The sequence below is a fragment of the Pseudomonas sp. Hp2 genome (assembly GCF_006386585.1).
Taxonomy (GTDB): Bacteria; Pseudomonadota; Gammaproteobacteria; order Xanthomonadales; family Xanthomonadaceae; genus Pseudomonas_S; species Pseudomonas_S boreopolis.
In genome coordinates this window covers 273,082-291,620 of sequence record NZ_VAHJ01000004.1, presented here as the reverse complement: position 1 = coordinate 291,620, position 18,539 = coordinate 273,082, and the positions used below count along the sequence as shown (strand labels likewise).

15 protein-coding genes are annotated in these 18,539 nt (G+C 71.5%); 1 reads left to right on the top strand and 14 read right to left on the bottom strand.

The genetic code is table 11. The annotated features are described in order from the left end of the window. Positions 1 to 71 precede the first annotated feature (71 nt). From FD678_RS14300 to FD678_RS14255, 10 genes are all read right to left on the bottom strand, one after another. A complete protein-coding gene (locus FD678_RS14300; RefSeq protein ID WP_140724919.1) occupies positions 72 to 2,144 on the bottom strand; it encodes a tetratricopeptide repeat protein in 2,073 nt (690 codons plus the stop codon). A 301-nt stretch (positions 2,145 to 2,445) separates the two neighbouring features. Then, a complete protein-coding gene (locus tag FD678_RS14295; RefSeq protein WP_140724917.1) occupies positions 2,446 to 3,450 on the bottom strand; it encodes a YheT family hydrolase in 1,005 nt (334 codons plus the stop codon). A 66-nt stretch (positions 3,451 to 3,516) separates the two neighbouring features. After that, complete coding sequence (locus FD678_RS14290; protein ID WP_140724915.1) at positions 3,517 to 4,320, bottom strand: lysophospholipid acyltransferase family protein; 804 nt, start codon at positions 4,318 to 4,320, stop codon at positions 3,517 to 3,519. Positions 4,321 to 4,459: 139 nt separating this feature from the next. Then, the gene (locus FD678_RS14285) at positions 4,460 to 4,882 is read right to left on the bottom strand and encodes a hotdog fold thioesterase (RefSeq protein WP_140724912.1); all 423 of its coding nucleotides are present in this window, start codon (positions 4,880 to 4,882) and stop codon (positions 4,460 to 4,462) included. Positions 4,883 to 5,087: 205 nt separating this feature from the next. Then, complete coding sequence (locus FD678_RS14280; protein WP_140724909.1) at positions 5,088 to 7,052, bottom strand: phospholipase D family protein; 1,965 nt, start codon at positions 7,050 to 7,052, stop codon at positions 5,088 to 5,090. After that, complete coding sequence (locus FD678_RS14275; protein WP_218569738.1) at positions 7,049 to 7,618, bottom strand: YceI family protein; 570 nt, start codon at positions 7,616 to 7,618, stop codon at positions 7,049 to 7,051. The genes FD678_RS14280 and FD678_RS14275 overlap by 4 nt, the downstream gene beginning before the upstream one ends. Positions 7,619 to 7,736: 118 nt before the next feature. After that, positions 7,737 to 8,213 carry a SixA phosphatase family protein gene (locus tag FD678_RS14270; RefSeq protein ID WP_140724906.1) on the bottom strand — a complete coding sequence of 159 codons (477 nt, stop codon included), beginning with the start codon at positions 8,211 to 8,213 and terminating at the stop codon, positions 7,737 to 7,739. 15 nt (positions 8,214 to 8,228) lie between these two features. Beyond that, entirely contained in the window at positions 8,229 to 8,861 is a 633-nt protein-coding gene (locus tag FD678_RS14265; RefSeq protein WP_140724903.1) for a ParA family protein, read from the bottom strand. A gap of 116 nt (positions 8,862 to 8,977) precedes the next feature. Next, a complete protein-coding gene (locus FD678_RS14260; protein ID WP_140724900.1) occupies positions 8,978 to 9,895 on the bottom strand; it encodes an AEC family transporter in 918 nt (305 codons plus the stop codon). A 77-nt stretch (positions 9,896 to 9,972) separates the two neighbouring features. Beyond that, positions 9,973 to 10,611 carry a tetratricopeptide repeat protein gene (locus FD678_RS14255; RefSeq protein ID WP_218569737.1) on the bottom strand — a complete coding sequence of 213 codons (639 nt, stop codon included), beginning with the start codon at positions 10,609 to 10,611 and terminating at the stop codon, positions 9,973 to 9,975. A gap of 166 nt (positions 10,612 to 10,777) precedes the next feature. Between FD678_RS14255 and FD678_RS14250 the strand changes: the two genes are divergently transcribed. Then, a complete protein-coding gene (locus FD678_RS14250; protein ID WP_140724897.1) occupies positions 10,778 to 14,386 on the top strand; it encodes an indolepyruvate ferredoxin oxidoreductase family protein in 3,609 nt (1,202 codons plus the stop codon). Between the two features lie 71 nt (positions 14,387 to 14,457). Here FD678_RS14250 and egtD read toward each other — a convergent pair whose 3' ends face one another. From egtD to FD678_RS14230, 4 genes are all read right to left on the bottom strand, one after another. Next, positions 14,458 to 15,441 (bottom strand): L-histidine N(alpha)-methyltransferase, encoded by a 984-nt coding sequence (gene egtD / locus FD678_RS14245; protein WP_140724893.1) that lies wholly within the window; start codon positions 15,439 to 15,441, stop codon positions 14,458 to 14,460. Beyond that, a complete protein-coding gene (egtB, locus tag FD678_RS14240; protein ID WP_218569736.1) occupies positions 15,438 to 16,727 on the bottom strand; it encodes an ergothioneine biosynthesis protein EgtB in 1,290 nt (429 codons plus the stop codon). Before egtB ends, egtD begins: the two co-directional genes overlap by 4 nt. A gap of 112 nt (positions 16,728 to 16,839) precedes the next feature. Continuing rightward, entirely contained in the window at positions 16,840 to 17,223 is a 384-nt protein-coding gene (locus tag FD678_RS20425; protein WP_218569735.1) for an EF-hand domain-containing protein, read from the bottom strand. Next, positions 17,220 to 18,425 carry a DesA family fatty acid desaturase gene (locus tag FD678_RS14230; protein WP_140724885.1) on the bottom strand — a complete coding sequence of 402 codons (1,206 nt, stop codon included), beginning with the start codon at positions 18,423 to 18,425 and terminating at the stop codon, positions 17,220 to 17,222. Before FD678_RS14230 ends, FD678_RS20425 begins: the two co-directional genes overlap by 4 nt. Positions 18,426 to 18,539: the final 114 nt, after the last annotated feature.

Below are 18,539 nucleotides of genomic sequence, written 5' to 3'. Positions count from 1 at the left end.
GCGGCCGCAAGGACGGGCAGGGGCGCGACGGCGCGACGTCCCCCCGTCCCCGCGACCGGCGGCGGCGATCTTCATTCGGGCGCGTAACCCAGGCGCGCGGCGACCGGCGCCAACCTCGCGAACGGGCCCGCCAGCAGGCCGGCGTAGTCGCGCCAGCGGCCGCTCGCCATGCGCGGCGCGCCGACCGACGGCAGCACCGGGAATGGTTGCCCGAAGGTCTCGCCGAGCACCCGCGCCACGCCCTGCGGATCGGCCTCGACGCCGTCCAGGCGGATCAGCTGGTGCGGGTAGAGGTCCTGCTCGTGCAGCACCGCGACCTGTTCCAGCATCGTCGCCAGCCAATCGGCGGCCTGTTCGGGCGACTGGATCGCCAGCGGCGCCGGCGCACCGAAGGCGAGCCAGTCCAGCAGCATGTCGCGCGGGTCGCGCAGCGCGATCGCCAGCCGCCCCTCGGGCAGGTGCGGGCGCAGCGCCTGCAGCAGCGCGTTGTCCCACCACAGCAGCCAGTCGATGACGTTGCCGTCGGCGATGCCGCGCCGCGGCAGTTGCGCCTTCCAGCCTTCCACCAGCGCCGCCGGGGCCAGCTCGCCCGAAGCCAGCTTTGCCAGCGTGTGGTAGTTCTGGAACGCGTCCTGCGGCGGCTGGGTGCCGAAGCGGTCGCCGCGCAGCACCCGGCTGGCCGCGCCCATCACCGCGACCACGCGCTCGACCTGCGAGCCGGGCGCGCCCCACACGAGCAACGGCCGTGCGCTCACCTGTTCCGGGATCGCGGCCAGCTCCGGCCATTGCGCCGGCTGGCGCTCGGCCTGCGGCGGCAACGGCAGCCGGTGCGGGGCCTGCTCGCGGTGGAATTCCATCCAGGTCTCCAGCGCGTCCTGCGGCTGCCCGGCGCGGTCCTGCACCTGTCCCAGCCAGGGCCGCAGCACGGTGCGCTGCGGCGCGGGCAGGCGTTCCATCAGCATGCGCACGTGCGCCACCGCCGCGGGCGGGTCGCGCTGCAGCAGGGCGTCGACGATGCGTTCCTCGCCACTGATCCGGCCCGGCTCGACCGCCACGATCTGGCGCGCGACCGCCTCGGCCCGCTCGCCGTCGCCTTGCATGTCGTGGATGCGCAGCAGCGTTTCCAGCGCCGGCAGGTGTCCGGGCATGGCCTGCAGCCAGCGCTCGGCCACCTCGCGCGCCGCGTCGCCGCCGACCGGCTCGATCGCCAGCCGCGCCCGCCACAGGTCGTGCGCCCGGCTCGTGGTCGCCAATGCCGCTTCCAGCGTGGCGCGGGCGTCGTCGACCGCCCCCAGGCGCTCCCAGGCCGCGAGCGACGCCTGCAGGGTGCGGCGATCGTCCGGCATGGCGGCCAGGGCCTGCTTCAAGTGCGGCACGGCTTCGGCCGGGCGGCCCGCCTGCAGTTCGAACTCGCCCGCCAGCCGCCGCATCGCCGGCGTGTCGCCACCGGGCTGCGCCAGCACGTCCTGCAAGGCCTCGATCGCGTCTCCCAGTCGCCCCTGGCGCTGCGCCAGCTGCGCGACCAGCGCGCGCAGCGCGGTGCCCGGCGGGTTCATCTCGATCACGCGCTGGAACGCGCGCTCGGCGAAGGCGAAGTGCCCTTTCTGCAGGTAGGCGAAGCCGAGCGAGAAGAGCACGCGCGGATCGCCCGGCAACTGCGAGGACGCCTGCGAGAGCAATGCCAGGGCGCGGTCGATGTCGCCGCGATGCAGGGCCACCGTGCCTTCCAGCGCGACGACATGCGGGTGGTCGGCCGCCACCCGCGCCGCGGTGCGTGTCAGGCGCTCGGCCTCGTCCAGGTCCTGCCGCGCGATCGCCAGGTGCGCCTGCATCACGTAGGACGCGAGCTGGTTGGGATCGAGCGAAGTGCTCTGCGCCAGCGCACTGTCGGCGGCGGCCAGGTCGCGGCTGGCGATCAGCAGCCCGGCGCGCTGCAGATGCAGCTCGGCCTCCTCCGGCGCCAACGCGATCGCCGCATCCACCGCCGCCAGCGCCCCGGCGATATCGCCCTGCTGCTGCAGCGCCACGCCCAGCCACCGCTGCGCCGCCGCTGCATGCGCCTCCTGCGCCACCCACTCGCGCGCCAGCGCGACCGCATCGTCGGCCGCATCGCGGCGCAGGGCTTGGAGGATCTGTTCTTGCATGGCGTCGGCGTGTCGGGGCAAACCCCTATTGTACCGGCCACCAGCAGCCCCGCCCCGGCTTTCGAAGTCCGCGGATCCCCGCCTTCGCGAAGATGGCGTCAGATGGATGGCATAGGTCGGGCAGGGAGCGGAAAAGCCACTGGATCCTCGCCCCCGCTTGCCGGGCATTACTCGATTGCGCTCAGTGCCGCGCGAACCGGCGGCCCGCAAGCGGCGGCCCTACGCTCCTCCTGCCTCGTGGGGACGACGGCGGAAAGCACCCGGCGAGCATCGGTCCCAACGCAACCGGCAACGCCCGGCATCAACCGCCCGGCGCGGCATCCGACGCGGCCAGGTCCAGCCGCTCCGCCACCCACCGCTCTGCGAATCCGTCCCCGCGGGCATTCTCGAGGAACCCGCAATGCCCGCCCCAGTGCGCCACTTCCAGGTGCGCACTCGCCGGCAACCGCAGGTTGCGGAAATCCTCGAACGGGATCACCGGATCGTCCTCCGCCATCAGGACGTCCGCCGGCACCTGCAAACCGGCCAGCCTGTCCCCGGCGATGGAATAACTGTCGAAATACGCCTCCAGCGTGCCATGGCCGGTATGGCGCTCGGCCAGCCAGGCCATCAGCCCCCGCATGTCCATCGCCAGGGTCGCATCGTCGTAGCCGTGCTGCTCCGGGAACAGCGCGCGCTTGCGCAGCAGCGATTCGCGCCACTTGCGCCGGAAATACCAGTCGTAGAACTGCGGGCCGCTCTCGATGCGCTCCATCGTGGCCGCCGGGTCCAGCAGCGGGCACACCGCCGCCACGCGTTCCAGCGGCAGGCCCGCGCCCGGCGCGCGCAGGCCCAGCCGCAGCGCGAAATTGCCGCCCAGCGAATAGCCCGCGGCCAGCAACCGCGGCGCCGGGAAGCGCCGCCACAGGTCGCAGGCGGCGTTGACGACCTCGTCCAGGCGATCGGAATGGAACAGGTCCACGTTGAGGTGGTGGGTCCCGCCGTGATCGCGGAAGTTCAGCCGGAACACCTGGTAGCCCCGCTCGAGCAGGCGCGCGGCGGTCATCCGCATGTAGTTGGAATCGGCGCTGCCCTCCCAGCCGTGCAGCAACAGCACCGTGCCGCGCGGCGCGGACCCGCGCGGCACGCTCAGCCAGCCCTGCAGGCGCACGCCGTCGCCGCCGTCGAGGATGTGCTCGGTGGTGATCGCGCCGGTCGCCGCCAGCAGGCGCTCGCCGCGGCGGCGGCGCAAGCCGCTGGAACCGAGCACCGACTGCACGTGCGGATTGCGCAGCCAGCGCGGCGGGTTGAAGTCCTCGGCGTTCATGCGTGCGCGCCTGCGCGCCGGCCGGCGATCGGGAGGCGGGGGGCGCGGGCCGCTCGCATGGCCCGGTCAGGATTCCATCGCCGCGACGATGCGCGCGCGCGAGGTCTCGGCGATGCGGCGCCGGCCTTCCAGGTCGTGCGCGGCGATCGGCTCGAGGAAGTGGATCTCGGCCACGCGCGACGGCTCGCCGAGCAAGCGCAGGAAGTTGGCGAAGAAGCTCTCGCCCGGGCCGAACGCGACCAGCGTCTGGGCGTTGCCGCGCTCGCCGTAGCGCAGCGCCACCGGCTGCACCGGCACGCCGGCCTCGACGCCGGCCTGGAAGATGCGCGCATGGAACGGCCCGATCTCCTCGCCGCCGCGGGTGCGTCCTTCCGGGAACACGCCGACCGAACGGCCGCTGCGCAACCGCTGCAGCATGGCCTGCAGCACGCCGCCGAGCGACTCGGTGCTGCCGCGCTGGTGGAAGATGGTCTGGCCGCGCGCGGCCAGCCAGCCGATCAGCGGCCAGCCGGCGATCTCGCGCTTGGCGACGAAGCCCATCACGCGCTGGCTGTGCAGGACGCAGATGTCGACCCAGCACACGTGGTTGGCGACGAACACGGTCGGACCGTTCAACGGCGCGCCGAAGCGGCGCAGGCGGAATCCGAAGATGCGCATCAGGTTGCCCTGCCACCAGCGGATCATGAACTGCTCCAGGGTGTCGTGCGCGCCCAGGCGGATGTTGGCCAGCGGCGGCACCACGATGCACAGCAACGTGACCGGCAGGCCGAACAGGACATGCAGGAGCAGCAGCGGCACGCGGTACAGGTAGCGGAACCAGCGCAGCGTGCCGCCGGCGTCGCGCGTGGCGGGCAGGGATGACTCGCTCATTCGGGCAAGGTACCGGAAAACGTGTGAGGAAGCGCGGTTATTGTGGCAGCGAATGCCGCCCCGCGCAGTGCCGTGGATGGGCGAACGTGTTCCAGCGGTGGAGCGCGCGCGGGCAGGCTTGGCCGAGCGGGCCGGCGCGCTAGCGCCGCGCCACCACCGCCAGGGTCAGCCGCGAGACGCACACGCGCCGGCCGGCCTCGTCCTCGATCACGATGTCCCAGACCTGCGTGCTGCGCCCGACGTGGACCGCCCGCGCCGTGCCGGTCACGACGCCCTGGGTGACCGCGCGCAGGTGGTTGGCATTGATCTCCAGGCCCACGCAGACCTCCGCGGCCGGATCCACGCACAGGTTGCCCGCGCTGCTGCCGAGCGTCTCGGCCAGCACCACCGAGGCGCCGCCGTGCAGCAGCCCGTAGGGTTGGCGGGTGCGCGCATCGACCGGCATGGTCGCCCGCACCCAGTCCTCGCCGGCCCCGGTGAAGACAATGCCGAGGTGTTCGATCAGCGTGCCGCGGCTGAGCGCGTTGAGTTCATCGAGGGAGACGGGGGCGCGGAAGGTCATTGGGGATTGGGGATTGGGGATTGGGGATTGGGGATTCGGGAAGAGCATCCTGCCTGGGTCGAGCGATTCGCGGCTTTTTTGGTTTTTCCTGTGGGAGGGACTTCAGTCCCGACAGTGGGCCGGTACCGCCCGTCGGGACTGAAGTCCCTCCCACAACGGTCCTCTCGCAGGAACTGGCTGTTCCGGCGCCCGAGTCCCGGCTTCCCTAAAGAATCGGCACCAGGCCGGCCCCGAACGCCGTCAACATCCGCACCAGCAGCCACTTCGGGCCGACGTTGACCTCGGGGAAGTCGCCGACCACGACATAGCATTCGTGGAAACGCGGGTCCTGGCGCTTGAGCGGGAACGGGCAGTCCGGGCCGGGCTTGAACTCGTAGTTGGTGGCATAGCGCCAGGGCCAGAAATCCAGCACCGGCAGGGCCTCGGAGACCTTGCCGACGCTGTAGTTGAGCCCGCCGATGACCGGCGGCTTGACCCGCGGCGCCACGGTCCAGGAATTCTCCGGCGAGATGTCGCGCTCGATGCTGGCCGCCAGCGCCCGCGCGAACGCCGGGTCGTCGATCACCACCGCGCCCTCGGTGTTGTAGTTCTCGCTGCGCGGATCGAAGTTGTGCGTGCCGATCACGCCGACGCGGCGGTCCACCACCAGCGACTTGGCGTGCAGGCCCATGCGCGCGCCGTCGCGGGTGACCGGCAGCGGCTTGTTGACCGCGCGCGTGCCCAGGAACGACGGCCGGGTCTCGGTACGCAACAGCCGCCGGTCGACCGCGCTGCCGCCCTGGCGCCGGCTGCCGCCGAACCCGCCGCTGCCGCGCGCGGCGTTGCCGAGCGCGCTGCCGCCGACCACGCGGTTCTCGCGGCGGTTGTCGCCGTTGCCGCCGAGCGGGTGCGGCACCAGGTTGCCGTAGTCGACCGGCGCGTCCAGCGGGAACGGCTTGTACTCGTAGATGTTGAAGCCCAGCTCGCGCATGTTGCGGCGCTTGTACTTGTAGGACAGCGCGTAGACGATCGGGTTGTCGGTGGCGGCCAGGCTGTTGGTCGACACCACGATGCGCGGCGGGCGCTCGCGCTTGCGCAGGTCGCGGAAGATCTGCTGCGCCGGCTTGGACAGCACCAGGTACGGCGTCTGCAGCATCACCTCCTCCTGCGCGCCGGCGATCAGCCCGTCCAGCTCGGGCGCGGTCGCTACCGCCTTGGCCGCGTGTTCCTTGCGGTGCTTCTGCGGCAGGTCGGCGTAATAGCGCACGCGCCGCACCGGCAGCGCGGTGTCGACGAAGCGTTCGCGGACGAACGCCGGGTCGGCGGCCTCCGCCTGCACCCGCGCGACCCGGTCGGGCCGCTGGAACGCCGCCGGGGGCATCGCCGGCGCGCCCTGCCGCAGCAGCAGGCGCCCGACGTCGTTGAGCCGCTCGGCCGGCACGCTGCGCTGGGCCCGCCAGAACGCGTCGAAGTTGGCCGCCATCGCGCGTGCCTCCGGCCCGGCGATCATCACGTCGCGGTCGCGGAAGTTGTACTCGCTGTCCCAGTCGTAATAGTCGTCCTGGTAGTTGCGCCCGCCGACCACGCCGATCACGTCGTCGATGACCAGCAGCTTGTTGTGCATGCGCTGGTTGAAGCGGCGGAAGCAGCACAGCACGCTGCCGGCGTAGTCGAAGTAGTTGAGCTTGGCCTTGCCGAAGGTCGGGTTGTAGATGCGCAGTTGGAAGTTCTGGTGCGCGCTGGCCAGCGCGCCGAGGATCTGCAGGTCCGAGATCGCCGAGAGCTGGTCGATCAGCACCCGTACCTTGACCCCGCGCCGGGCCGCGTCGAGCAGCGCGTCCATCACCAGCCGCGCGCTGTCGTCCTTGTCGAAGATGTAGGTCTGCAGGTCGATGCTGCGGGTGGCGGCATGGATCAGGTTCAGGCGCGCCACCAGCGCCTCTTCGCCATGGTCGAGGATGGTCGCGTAGTGGCGCGGCGCCTTCGGGGTGGACTGGCTGATCGCCGTCCCGCCCAGCGCGCGCAGCGGCGAAGGCCGGGCGCAGCGGTCGGGCCGGTCGCAGTCGAGCGTGGTCTGGCGCGCCGCCGCGGCGATGGCGGCGGCCTGCCCGCGCTGGGCGTTGGACAGGCTGGCGCAACCGCTGGCGAACAGCACGGTTGCCAGCATCAGGTACCGCAGCAGGCGATTCACGGTTGCGGCGTCTCCTGCAGGCGCGCGCGCAATACGAAGGTCACCCTGTCGCCCAGGGCCACCTGCCAACTGTCCATCCCATAGCGTCCACGCAGGACCGTACCGCGGCTGATCACGTCGCAATCATAGCCCGGACGGTGGCATTCCGGCGGCATCACCGTCAGCGTCTCCAGGTGACTGACCCCGCGCAGGGTGAGCGTGCCGACGATGTCGCCGCCGTGTTCGGCCACCGCCGGCGAGTACGGCAGCGAGTCGAACTGCACCACCGGGTAGCGCGCCACGTCGAAGAAGTCCTCGCCGCGCATCCAGGCCGTGTAGCGCGGCTTGCCGGGGATCTCGACCTGGCCGGTGTACATCCGCAGCCGGACCTGGTGGCGGCCGTCCGGCAGCACCTGGATCTCGCCGTCGAACTGGCGGAACACGCCGGTGATCTTCTGCCCGAAGCGGGTGCGGATCTCGAAGCCGAACTGCGAGCGGGCCGGGTCCAGCGCCAGTTTCTGCTGCGCCAGCGCCGACGGCGCCCAGTACAGCGCCAGCACCGCGGCCGCGATCCAGCGCCCGGCCACGGCCCACCACGCCGCCGCGCCGCGCCGGCGTCCGCGCGCTCCCCCTGTCTTGCCCCTTGCTGTCCTTCCTGTACGTCGCCCGATCCGGCCTTCCGCGACAGGCATCATGGGCAAGCTCTCAGGGCCACCAGAATGCGGTCAGGCGGGCGATGCCGGGCTCGATCGTGGCCTCCGCCGGCAGTGCCAGCAGCGCGATCGAGGCGGTCGGCATGCCCCGGTAGTCGCCCGACTGGCCGCTGTGCATCAGCGCCACCAGCCGCTCCAGGCCGGGGTTGTGCCCGACCAGCAGCAGCCGTTCGGCCTCGCGGTGCTCGTCGACGATCCCGGCCAGCGTGCCCGGGGTGGCCTCGTAGATGCGCTCGTCCAGCCGTTGCTCGATGTAGCCGGTCCGCCCGAGCACGGCCTCCAGCGTCTCGCGGGCGCGCCGCGCCGGCGAGCACAGCACCCGGTCCGGGACCAGCCGCTGCTCGCGCAGCCAGCGCCCGGCCGCCTCGGCCTCGGCGATGCCGTGCGGGGACAGCGGGCGATCGAAATCGGCCTGGCCGGTGTCGGCCGGCTCGGCGTGGGCGTGTCGCAGCAGGATCAGTTCGCGCATGTCTGTTTCCCGGGCTCAGGCCTTGTCCAGCCACGCCAGCAGCGGTTCCCAGTCCTGCTGGTGCTCGCGGACCTGGGCGGAACGGTAGTCGAACAGGCTGCGCCCCAGCCCGGCCAGCACCACGTAGGCCTGGGTGTCGCGCAGCTGGGCGACCAGCGGGTACGGCCAGGTGCCGATCATCTCCACGGCCTGCTGGGTGGTCTGGGTCCAGGGCTTGCTGCGGTTGAGCACCAGCCCGACCGGCAGCTTGCGCTGGTGCACCCGCGGCACCTTGGCGAGCGTGTTGAGGAAGCCGACCACCGCCTCGATGTCCAGCGCCGAGGCCAGCACCGGCACCACCACCGCGTCGGCGCGTTCCAGGAAGGGTTCCAGGTCGTCGGCCATCGCCCCGGCGGGGACGTCGATGACGACCCGCTGGGTGTCCTCGGGGACCGCGGCGATCCACTTGCGCTTGCGGGTGGCGTCGACCGGCAGCACCGCCGACTCCAGCGCGGCGCGGCGCTCGGCCCAGCGGGTGGACGATCCCTGCGGATCGGCGTCCGCCAGCACGGTCCGCTTGCCCTGCAATGCCGAATGCGCGGCCAGGTTGGTGGCGATCGTGGTCTTGCCCACGCCACCCTTGGAGCCCGCCACCAGGAACGTCTTCATGCACGCCTCGCTTCCGGGAACAGGCGGGCAGCGTACACCGCGTGATGGTGAGGAGGTAGTCGAACGATGTGACAGCCGCGCCCGGCGCGGGGCAGTCCGCCCCCCCGCCGGCGCTGTCAACCGGCCAGCCTCGGCAACAGCCAGGCCCAGGCCGGCAGCGTCAACAGCGACAGCAGGATGCTGTAGCCGACCATCGCCGCGGCCAGGCGCGGGGCGAGCCGGTGCGAGATCGCCAGCGCGGCGGCGGTGATCATCGTCGGCATCGCCGTCTCCAGCACGTTGGCCTGGAGCATCAGGCCATGCAGGCCGAGCGCCCACGACAGCGGCACCGACAGCGCCGGCACCAGCACCAGCTTGAGCAGCAGGCCGATGCCGAGCGGCTTGAGCTCGTCGGCCGGCAGGCGCAACTGCAGCGAGAACCCCACCGCCAGCATCACCAGCGGCAGCATCGCGTCGGCCAGGCTCTTCAGCGCCGCGCCGATCCATGCCGGCGGCTGTTCCGGCATCAGCGTGGCGGCGAACACCAGCGCCCACAGCGGCGGGAACCGCGCCACCCGCCGCACGATCGCGCGCGCGCTCGGCGGCGTGTCGCCGCTGTAGCGCGCCAGCACGTACAGCCCGTAGGTGGACAGCAGCACGAACGTGCCGAACTGGTCGTACACGACCGCGTAGGGCAGCGCGGCGTCGCCGAGCAGCGCGCGCACCATCGGGAAGCCGATGAAGCTGGAATTGGTGAACACCACGCACATCAGCAACGCCGCGTGCTCCTCGCGGCGGAAGCCGAACAGCCGCGTGCACAGCGCCACCAGCCCGGTCGCGGCGGCGGCCAGCAGCCACGGCGTGGCCACGACGCCGGCCAGGGCGCCGTCCAGGTGCAGGCGCGGCACGTAGGTCAGCACCGAAGCGGGCAGGCACACGTACAGCACGACGCGGTTGAGCACGTCGGCGGTGTTCTCCGGCAGGGCGCGCAGGCGAGCGAACAGCAGGCCGAGCGCCAGCATCGCCAGGATCAGCGCGAATGCATCGAAAGCCATGTCAGCGGTACGACGGGAGCGTGGGGGAACTCAGGATCGCATACGCGCCCGCCCGGCCGGTGCCGGCCGGGCACGCCTCACGGCCAGGCCGGCGGATTGGCTTGCCAGGCCGCCAGCACGTCGGCCAGCGTGGCGCGATCGGCCTCGCTCCAGTCCGGCAGCTGCGTGGCGAGGTTGGCGCCGTTGCCCCACTTGTCCGGCCAGGTACGCATCGCCGCGCCGTACCACTGCAGGGCCTCGTCCTTGCGGCCGGCGCGCCACAGCCCGAGCGCGAGCGTCGGCGGCAGCCACTCCGGCGTGGCCGGGCGGCCGTTGGCCAGCAAGGCCCATTGCTCGACGGCCCTGGCGGCGTCGCCGACGCGCAGCAGGTCCCAACCGTAGTTCCAGATCACCGTCCGGTACTGCTGGCTGTTGCTGGACATGCTCTCGATCGCCGCGCGGTAGAGCTGCTCGCCGAGCTCGCGGCGGCCGCTGCGGAACGCGATGCCGGCCAGTTGCACGCGCGCCTCCACCGCGCGCGGGTCGCGCTGCACGATCGAGGCGAGCCGGTCGACCACGGCGTCGCCCTGGCCCGGCACGGCCACGATCGCGCGCGTCGTCGACCTGTCCTCGTCGAAGTAGAACTCCTTGGGCTTGGGCAAACCCTGCGCCTGCACCCCGAAGCAGGCGAGCCCCAGCAGGGCCCATGTCCAGGCCCATGCATTTGCAACTTTCACGATCTCTTCCCCCTAGCACCTGCGGCAAAGCTCCTCCCGGGCCCATCCTAACCCAGCAGAGTGAGCACACGGCCCCAGGACGAAAAATACGCGCTGTTACAATCCCGCGGTCACGGGGGATCTCCATCGAGTCGAGGTTCCCGCCCGCCACCCCACCGGGAACGCCATGACCAGCATCGCCGAATCCACGCCGCCTTCCCCTGCCGTCACCCCGGCGCCCGGCACTGTGGATGCGGACTACACGCTCGAGCACAAGTACACCCGCACCGACGGCCGCATCTACCTGAGCGGCGTGCAGGCGCTGGTGCGGCTGCCGTTGATGCAGCGCCTGCGCGACGACGCGGCCGGGCTCGATACCGCCGGCTTCATCAGCGGCTACCGCGGCAGCCCGCTGGGCGGGTTCGACCTGGAGCTGTGGCGCGCGCGCAAGCACCTGGAGGCGGCCAAGGTGAAGTTCACGCCGGGCCTCAACGAGGACCTGGCGGCGACGATGGTGTGGGGCACGCAGCAGGTACCGCTGTTCCCCGGCGCCACCGTCGATGGCGTGTTCGGCATGTGGTACGGCAAGGGGCCGGGCGTGGACCGCAGCGGCGACGTGTTCAAGCACGGCAATGCCGCCGGGACCTCGCCGCATGGCGGCGTGCTGGCGCTGGCCGCCGACGACCACGCCTGCCGCAGCTCCTCGCTGCCGCACGGCAGCGAGGAGGAGTTCGTCAGCGCGATGATGCCGGTGCTCAATCCGGCCGGCGTGCAGGACATCCTCGACCTCGGCCTGGTCGGCTGGGCGATGAGCCGGTATACCGGGCGCTGGGTGGGCTTCAAGACCATCGCCGAGACCGTGGAGTCCTCGGCCTCGGTGGACGTGGACCCGTTCGCGCGCCGGATCGTGCTGCCGGAGGACTTCGAGCTGCCGCCGGGCGGGTTGAACATCCGCTGGCCCGACCCGCCGCTGGAGCAGGAGATGCGCCTGCACCGCTACGCGGTCAAGGCGGCGCAGGCGTTCGCGCGCGCCAACGGCATCGACCGGACGGTGATGGACTCGCCGCGGGCGCGGCTGGGCATCGTCACCACCGGCAAGAGCTACCTGGACGTGCTGCAGGCGCTGGAGTACCTGGGCCTGGACGAGCGCGCCTGCGCCGACATCGGCATCCGGCTCTACAAGGTCGGCATGACCTGGCCGCTGGAGCCGCAGGGCATCGCCGCGTTCGCGCGCGGGCTCGAGGACATCGTGGTGGTCGAGGAGAAGAAGGCCTTCATCGAGTCGCAGATGAAGGAGCTGTTCTACAACTGGCCGGCCGCCTGGGGCTCCCGCCCGAGCATCGTCGGCAAGTACGACGAACGGGGCGAGTGGATCCTGCCGTCGACCGGCGAGTTGACCCCGGCCACCATCGCCGCGGTGATCGGCAAGCGCGTCCAGCGCTTCTTCGACAGCGAATCGATCGAGCAGCGGCTGCGCTGGATGGAGCAGAAGGAAGCGGAGATGGCGCTGCCGCGCGCGCATTTCCCGCGCGTGCCGCACTACTGCTCCGGTTGCCCGCACAACACCTCGACCGTGGTGCCGGAAGGCTCGCGCGCGATGGGCGGCATCGGCTGCCACTACATGGTGACGTGGATGGACCGGCGCACCGACACCTTCACCCACATGGGCGGCGAAGGCGTGTCCTGGTCCGGGCAGGCGCCGTTCACGACCACGCCGCACGTGTTCCAGAACCTCGGCGACGGCACCTATTTCCACAGCGGCACGCTGGCGATCCGCCAATCGGTGGCCACCGGCGTCAACATCACCTACAAGATCCTCTACAACGACGCGGTGGCGATGACCGGCGGCCAGCCGGTGGACGGCACGCTGACCGTGCCGGACATCGCCCACCAGATGCGCGCCGAGGGCATCCACGCCATCGTGCTGGTGTCCGACGACATCGGCAAGTGGACGCGCCGCCGCGAGCTGTTCCCGGCCGACGTGGAATTCCACGACCGCGCCGAGCTCGACGAGGTGCAAAAGCGCCTGCGCGAGGTCAAGGGCGTGTCGATCCTGATCTACGACCAGACCTGCGCCACCGAGAAGCGCCGCCGCCGCAAGCGCGGCAAGCTGCCCGATCCGGCCAAGCGCGCCCTGGTCAACTCGCTGGTCTGCGAAGGCTGCGGCGATTGCGGCGAGAAGAGCTTCTGCGTGTCGGTGCTGCCGAAGGAGACCGAGTTCGGGCGCAAGCGCGAGATCGACCAGTCCAATTGCAACAAGGATTTCTCCTGCGTGTCCGGCTTCTGCCCGAGTTTCGTCACCGTGCACGGCGGGCGACTGCGCAAGGGCAGGAAGGACGATGCGAACGCGTTGCTGGAGCACCTGCCCGAGCCGGCGTTCCGCAGCGACCTCGCGCGGCCCTGGAACATCCTGATCACCGGCGTGGGCGGCACCGGCGTGGTGACGATCGGCGCGCTGCTCGGCATGGCCGGGCACCTGGAAGGCAAGGGCGCGACCGTGCTCGACCAGACCGGGCTGGCGCAGAAGGGCGGCGCGGTGACCACCCACTTCCGGATCGCGCGAAGCCCGCAGGAGCTGCACGCGGTGCGCATCGCCGCCGGCGAGGCCGACCTGGTGCTGGGCTGCGACATGGTCGTGGTCAACGACTACTCGGCGCTGTCGAAGGTGCGCGCCGGCCGCTCGCAGGTCGTGCTCAACACCTACGAGGCGATGCCGGGCACCTTCACCACGCGTCCGGACATGCAGTTCCCGGCCGCGGAGATCGTCGCCGGCGTGCGCGTGGCGCTGGGCGGGCGCGATCCGCTGCTGCTCGACGCCACCCAGCTGGCCACCGCGCTGCTGGGCGACGCGATCGCCACCAACCTGTTCATGCTCGGCTACGCCTGGCAGCTCGGCCTGGTGCCGGTGTCGTTCGCCGCGCTGATGCGCGCGATCGAACTCAACGGCGCCGCGGTGGCGATGAACAAGCAGGCGTTCGCATGGGGCCGGCTGGCCGCGATCGACCTGCCGGCGGTGCAGCGCGCGGCCGGCCTGGCCGGCGCGCCTGGCGGAGGCGTGGATGACGCGCACCGCCCGCCGGCCGCCAACGATGCCGAAGGGATGTACGCGCCGCTCGACGACCAGCGCCTGTCGCGCTCGCTGGACGAGGCGATCGAGCGGCGCGCGGCCTTCCTGGCCGACTACCAGGATGCGGCCTACGCGGCGCGCTACCGCGCGCTGGTCGAGCGCGTGCGCGACGCGGAAGCGCGGCGCGCCCCCGGCTCGACCGCCCTGACCGAGGCGGTGGCGCGCTACTACTTCAAGCTGATGGCCTACAAGGACGAGTACGAAGTGGCGCGGCTTTACACCAGCGGCGAGTTCCAGCGCCAGCTGGAGCAGCAGTTCGAAGGCGACTACCAGGTCCGCTTCAACCTGGCCCCGCCGCTGTTCGCCAAGCGCGATGCGGATGGCCGCCTGGTCAAGCGCGAGTACGGCCCCTGGATGTTCACCGCGTTCAAGTGGCTGGCCCGGCTGAGGAAGCTGCGCGGCACCCGGCTGGACGTGTTCGGCTACACCGCCGAACGCCGCCTCGAACGCCAGCTGATCGCCGAGTACGCGGCCACCGTGGCGTCGCTGCTGGAGAAGCTCGACGCCGACAACGTCGGCCTGGCCGCGCAGATCGCCGGCATCCCGGAACACATCCGCGGCTACGGCCACGTCAAGGAGGCGCACCTCAAGGAAGCCAAGGCGCGCGAGGCCGCCTTGCTGGCGCAGTGGCGCAACCCCAAGGCCTTGCACATCGTGCAGGCGGCCTGAGCCGCCGCGCCCGCGTTCGGTGGCATCCGCCCGATGCCATCGAACGAACGGGGGACGTCACCGGCCGTCGGTCACGACGGCCGCAGCAGCCGCAGCCCCATCCAGTCGCGCGGATCGTTCCAGCCATGGGTGACGCGCAGGCCGGCGATCGCGGCCAGTTCGGCGAAGTGGTCGTCGCTGTACTTCTGGCTGTACTCGACCAGCATCGCCTCGCCTTCCTCGAACCGGAAGCCGCGCCCGGCCAGGTGCACCGTCTGCGCGCGCCGGCTGACCAGGGCGGTCTCGATGCGCTCGCGTTCGCGCACGTACACCGCGCGGTGCGCGAACGCATCCACGTCGAAGTCGCTGCCCACCTCGCGGTTGAGGCGTTCCAGCAGGTTCAGGGTGAAGCGCTCGGTGACGCCGGCCGCGTCGTTGTAGGCCGCCTCGATCAGCGCCGGGTCCTTGACCAGGTCGATGCCGATCAGCGCCGCGCCGTCGCGTCCCATGCTCCTGCGCATCGCGTCGAGCAGGCGTACCGCCTCGGCGTCGGTGAAGTTGCCGATCGTGGAACCGGGAAAGAACATCAGCATGCGCCGCGCGTGCCGGCGCGCCTGCGGCAACTGCAGGGGTCGGGTGAAATCGCCGCAGACCGGCAGCATCTCCAGCTGCGGGAAGCGCCCGGCCAGCCGCTCGGTGGCTTCCAGCACCGCCGTGCGCGAGATCTCCACCGGCGTATAGGCCACCGGGTCGATCAATCCCTCCAGCAACCGCTCGGTCTTGCGGCCGCTGCCGCTGCCGTACTCGACCACGTGCGCGCCCGGCCCGATCGCCTGCGCGATCGCCGGCATGCGCGCGTCCAGCAGCGCCAGTTCCGTCCGGGTCAGGTAGTACTCCGGCTGGCGCGTGATCGCCTCGAACAGGCGCGACCCTTCCGCGTCGTAGAAATACTTGGACGGCAGGTGCTTGGGCGTGCGCGAAAGGCCGGCCACCGCGTCGGCGGCGATGTCGTCCGGGCGCGGGTGGAGGTCGGTCAACGTCACCGGGGCGCGCCCGGCAAAGGCGGCTGCGCTCATGCCAGGTCCCTGGCCAGGCGCACGCCGGCGAACTGCCAGCGCGCGGCAGGTTGGAAGAAGTTGCGATAGCTGGCGCGGACATGCTCGCGCGGCGTCGCGCAGCTGCCGCCGCGCAACACCCACTGGGCGTTCATGAACTTGCCGTTGTACTCGCCCAGCGCCCCCTGCCACGGCCGGAACCCGGGATAGGGAAGATAGGCGCTGCCGGTCCACTCCCAGACATTGCCGTACAGCTGCTGCAGGCCGGCGTCGCTGGCCGGCACCGACACCGGGTGCAGCAGCTCGTCCTCGACGAAGTTGCCGTGCACCGCCACGCCGGTCGCGGCCTGCTCCCACTCGGCTTCGGTCGGCAGCCGCGCGCCGGCCCAGCGCGCGAACGCATCCGCCTCGAACAGGCTCAGGTGGCACACCGGGGCGTCCGGGTCGCGTTCGCGCCAGCCGCCCAGCGTGAACTCGCGCAGGCCGTCCTCATGCCAGTACAGCGGCCGCCGCCAACCCTGCGCCTGCACCGCGGCCCAGCCGTCGCTGAGCCACAGCGACGGCTGCGCGTAGCCGCCGTCGTCGACGAAGTCCTGGTACTCGCGGTTGTTGACCGGCCGGCTCGCCAGCGCGTGCGCCGGCACCAGCACCCGATGGCGCGGCGATTCGTTGTCGTAGGCGAACGAGGCCGCGGCCGGCCACGCGTCGGCGCCGATCTGCGCAATGCGTTCGCCGCGCGGCAGCCAGCGCAGCGTGGACGTCCCGGCGCGCGGCAGGCGCAGGTCGTCGCGGTAGGCCGGCTGCAGCGGGTTGCTCCACAGCGCATGCTTGATGTCGGTGAGCAGCAGCTCCTGGTGTTGTTGCTCGTGCTGGATGCCGAGCTGCACGATGTCGAGCGCATCCGCGTCGAGCGTGCCCCGCTGCAGGCGTTCGATCACCGCTTCTTCCACGGCGCTGCGATAGTCGCGCACCTGCTGCAGCGACGGCCGCGAGAGCAGGCCGCGGCGCGGCCGCGCATGCATCGGCCCGACGCTCTGGTAGTAGCTGTTGAACAGGTAGTCCCATGCCGGCTCGAACGGCCGGTAGCGCGGATCGGACCGCAGCACGAAGCGCTCGAAGAACCAGGTCGTATGCGCCAGGTGCCACTTGGCGGGACTGGCATCCTCCATGCTCTGCACCATCGCGTCCTCGGCGCTGAGCGGCGCGGCGAGCCGCGCGGTCAGCCCGCGCGCCTGCACGAATGCGGCGAGCAGGCCGTCTTCTCGTTGGCTGCCGCGCGGATCGGAGGAGGAAGACGCAGGATGCATGGCGTGCATCCTTGGGGAGTGAGCGTGAAAGTGCCGTCAGCGGATTGCGACGGCATCACGGCGCCTGGACCGTGGCCGCGCTCGGCGATGACAGGCGGTCGCCCGGAAACCCTCAGCGCGGCGGCGCCAGCAACTCCCTCGCACTGAGATGGCCGTCGCCGTCGGCATCCTGCTTGCGGAAGCGGTCGGCCAGCGCGGCGCGATGCTGTTCGCGCGTCACCGGCTTGCCGCGCCCGCCAGGCAGTTCGCTGGCGTCGAGCACGCCGTCGCGGTTGCGATCGCGCTGGTCGAAGGCATACGTCATCCAGTCCAGGTATTCCTCGAGGCTGACCCGGCCATCGCCGTCGCGGTCCATGCGCCGCAGGTAGTCGCCGGTGTCGGCGATCTGGCCGCAGGCGAGGCCCGCCACGCCCAGCAGCAGCCATGCCCCGAACGACGAACGCCGCCCGGGGCGGCGTTCGTAGGCGCTGCGGGCATCGGCGCGGATGCGCTTCACGCGGTGCGCAAGGCGTAGCCCTTCAGGCGCGCGGCATAGGCCTGCAGCGCGGCGATGCCGCTGGCCTCGGCCTCGTGGCACCACTGCTGCAGCTGGCGCAGGCGCTCGGCCGCGTCGTGGCTGCGCGCCTCCAGCAGTGCGGACAGGCGCGCGCGGTACTCGACCAGGGTGCGCATGCGCGGGCGCTGCTCGACCCAGGTACGCAGCTGCTCGCGCGCATCCGGCTGCAGCCAGCGGCCGTCGTCGACCAGGCCCTTGCGCAGGCGCCGCGGCAGCAGCTGGCGCAACTTGGCACCGGCGGCGGCGGCTTCTTCCTTCAGCGCCGGGGCGATCACGTTGCGCTGGTAGTCGGTCATCGCCTGGAAGCGGTGCGAGAGCAGCGCGCGCAGCGTGTCGGCATCGGGCACGGCGATGTTGGGGCGGATGTCGAGCTTGGGCGCCACGCGCAACACCTTGGCCAGGCGCAGCGCCTCCAGCAGGCGGATCGCGGCCCAGCCGATGTCGAACTCCCAGCGCCGCATCGAGAAGCGCGCCGAGCTGGGGAAGGCGTGGTGGTTGTTGTGCAGTTCCTCGCCGCCGATCCACACGCCCCACGGGGTGAGGTTGGTGGAGGTGTCGGCCGACTCGAAGTTGCGGTAGCCCCACCAGTGGCCGAGGCCGTTGACCACGCCGGCCGCCCAGAACGGGATCCAGGCCATCTGGATCGCCCACAGGGCCACGCCGGGCAGGCCGAACAGCAGCGCGTTGACCGCGAACAGCAGCACCGGGCCGAGGTTGGCGTGCGGCGTGTAGAGGCGGCGCTCGATCCAGTCGTCCGGCGCGCCCTTGCCGTACTGCTCGATGTCCCCGCGCATCCCGCGCGCCTCGCGGTACAGCTCCACGCCGCGCCAGAACACGCGGCCGATGCCCTTGGTCTGCGGGCTGTGCGGGTCTTCCTCGGTCTCGACCTTGGCGTGGTGCTTGCGGTGGATGGCCACCCATTCGCGGGTGATCATCGAGGTGGTCAGCCAGGTCCAGAAGCGGAAGAAGTGCGCCAGCGCCGGATGGAAGTCCACGCCGCGATGGGCTTGGCTGCGATGCAGGTACAGCGTCACCGAGAAGATCGTCAGCTGGGTGAACACCAGCAGCACCGCGAGCATGCCCCACCAACCCGGCGCCAGCAGTCCGCCGGTGAGGAAGTGGATGATCGGGTCGGGCAACATGCGGAAGACTCCTGGCCGGCGGGCGGCATTCGGTGGCGCGGGGGAGAAGACATCATGGGGCGAATGGCGGCAAACTTCACCCGTCGCCGGCGTATGTCGTTCAGGCGGCCCCTT

Coding starts and splice junctions, on each gene's coding strand:
- FD678_RS14300 (WP_140724919.1), bottom strand. CDS start 2,144: ATGCAAGAACAGATCCTCCAAGCCCTGCGCCGCGATGCGGCCGACGAT.
- FD678_RS14295 (WP_140724917.1), bottom strand. CDS start 3,450: ATGAACGCCGAGGACTTCAACCCGCCGCGCTGGCTGCGCAATCCGCAC.
- FD678_RS14290 (WP_140724915.1), bottom strand. CDS start 4,320: ATGAGCGAGTCATCCCTGCCCGCCACGCGCGACGCCGGCGGCACGCTG.
- FD678_RS14285 (WP_140724912.1), bottom strand. CDS start 4,882: ATGACCTTCCGCGCCCCCGTCTCCCTCGATGAACTCAACGCGCTCAGC.
- FD678_RS14270 (WP_140724906.1), bottom strand. CDS start 8,213: ATGCGCGAACTGATCCTGCTGCGACACGCCCACGCCGAGCCGGCCGAC.
- FD678_RS14265 (WP_140724903.1), bottom strand. CDS start 8,861: ATGAAGACGTTCCTGGTGGCGGGCTCCAAGGGTGGCGTGGGCAAGACC.
- FD678_RS14260 (WP_140724900.1), bottom strand. CDS start 9,895: ATGGCTTTCGATGCATTCGCGCTGATCCTGGCGATGCTGGCGCTCGGC.
- FD678_RS14250 (WP_140724897.1), top strand. CDS start 10,778: ATGACCAGCATCGCCGAATCCACGCCGCCTTCCCCTGCCGTCACCCCG.
- egtD (WP_140724893.1), bottom strand. CDS start 15,441: ATGAGCGCAGCCGCCTTTGCCGGGCGCGCCCCGGTGACGTTGACCGAC.
- egtB (WP_218569736.1), bottom strand. CDS start 16,727: ATGCATCCTGCGTCTTCCTCCTCCGATCCGCGCGGCAGCCAACGAGAA.
- FD678_RS14230 (WP_140724885.1), bottom strand. CDS start 18,425: ATGTTGCCCGACCCGATCATCCACTTCCTCACCGGCGGACTGCTGGCG.